This is a genomic window from Bradyrhizobium sp. MI1.10, from assembly GCF_055811035.1.
The window spans coordinates 1-1,437 of record NZ_JBVVPN010000132.1; the positions used below are offsets into that span (position 1 = coordinate 1).

General features: G+C 60.7%; 1 protein-coding gene. It reads right to left on the reverse strand.

Annotation, left to right across the window (positions count from 1 at the left end; genetic code table 11):
* Positions 1–229 precede the first annotated feature (229 nt).
* On the reverse strand, positions 230–1,348 hold the full coding sequence (locus AC0L3K_RS40575; protein ID WP_275199710.1) for an IS110 family RNA-guided transposase: 1,119 nt from the start codon (positions 1,346–1,348) through the stop codon (positions 230–232).
* Positions 1,349–1,437: the final 89 nt, after the last annotated feature.

A 1,437-nucleotide genomic window follows, 5' to 3' on the forward strand; every position in this document is an offset into this window, starting at 1 on the left:
GGATACCGCATTTCCGTTTTTTCGTCTGGGGCTGTCCCTGGTCTAGCGTCGGGCGTCGATCGGATGATCGGCCACATAATGGATTTCAGGATTTCCCCTGCCGTGGTCCCGCCTTCACTTCTGCACGATTAATGTCTGCGACTGCCCCCTGATCTTGATTGCAACAAAGGGGGCTGTGGGCCGGTCGAGCGCACCTCACGACTCGAGCGGTCCACAGCCCCCAACGATGTCACGCCTGTCGAGGTGGCATGAGCTCGCGATTGATCGCCCAAATGAAGGCGGATAGCTCTCGGGCAATCGCCGTGACGATTACGGTTCGCCGCTTGCCCTTCCGCTCGAGTGAGCGGAAGCGTCCGCACAGCCTGGTTTGCGCTTTCCACGCAATCTCGCGCGCGACTCTCGGTGCGGCCTCCACCTTTGGCTGCTTGTCTCGGCTCACGCGCGGCGGATATCGATAGCTCCAGGCCGCCTCTACAAGAATACGTCGCGCCCGCCCATTACCGGCTTTGGTGATGCCGCCTCGCTTGACTTGGTCGCCAGTCGAGTTTTCTGTGGGCACCAGACCCAGATAGCCCATCAGCTCGCGCGGATTTTGAAAGCGGGATAGATCACCGATCTCAGCCAGCACCCCCACAGCCGCAATGAGATCAATCCCACGCACCGCCTGCAGGGCCGACACAACCTCGGCGAGCGACCACTCGGGTACTACCTCGCGGATGGCATCTTCCAAACGCTCCAGCCGCTCACTTTCCTGGCGTATCCCCTCAAGTAACTCTTCGAATGCGATGCGCTGCTCGCGATGCTCGAGCTTCTGCGACATGAGCCATCTCATGTGGGCTGGTCCCCACGTTGTCTTGCCCGGATAGATGCGTCCCAGCCGCAGCATCAATGACGAGATCTGTTGACGCTTGCCCTGGAGGTCCTTCTTCACTGCTTGACGGGCGCGCGAGAGATCGCGCATAGCCTCATGGCGCTCGTCCGGCACCCACACCGCCGTGAGCTCGTCCGCGCGCAACAGCTTGGCGAGGCTTACCGCATCGCGCCGGTTCGTCTTCACTCGATCGCCGGCCTTCTTCGGAACGAGCGAGGGGGCCACCACCAGGCAGTCATGGCCGAGGCTCTTGAGCAGTCTGTAGAGACCGTATCCTGTTGGCCCTGCTTCGTAGCAAAACGTCAACTGACAGCATTTCGCTGCAAGCTTTGCCACCAGCTTTCGGATCGCTGCCTCCGTGGCAGGAAACTCCCCGAGATATCGTACCTCGCCGCCACGGCCGCCATCGGCAATGGCTATAGCATTGCGCGATTTTGACGTATCGATTCCGACAAAGACCTCGGTATGATGACCCACGACTCGCCCTCCTTGTTTGAGGCTCTACCCGGTCCATCCGGGCAACCCTCGTCGCAACATCGAGGGTGAGTCGCCTCATTTTGTGGGGG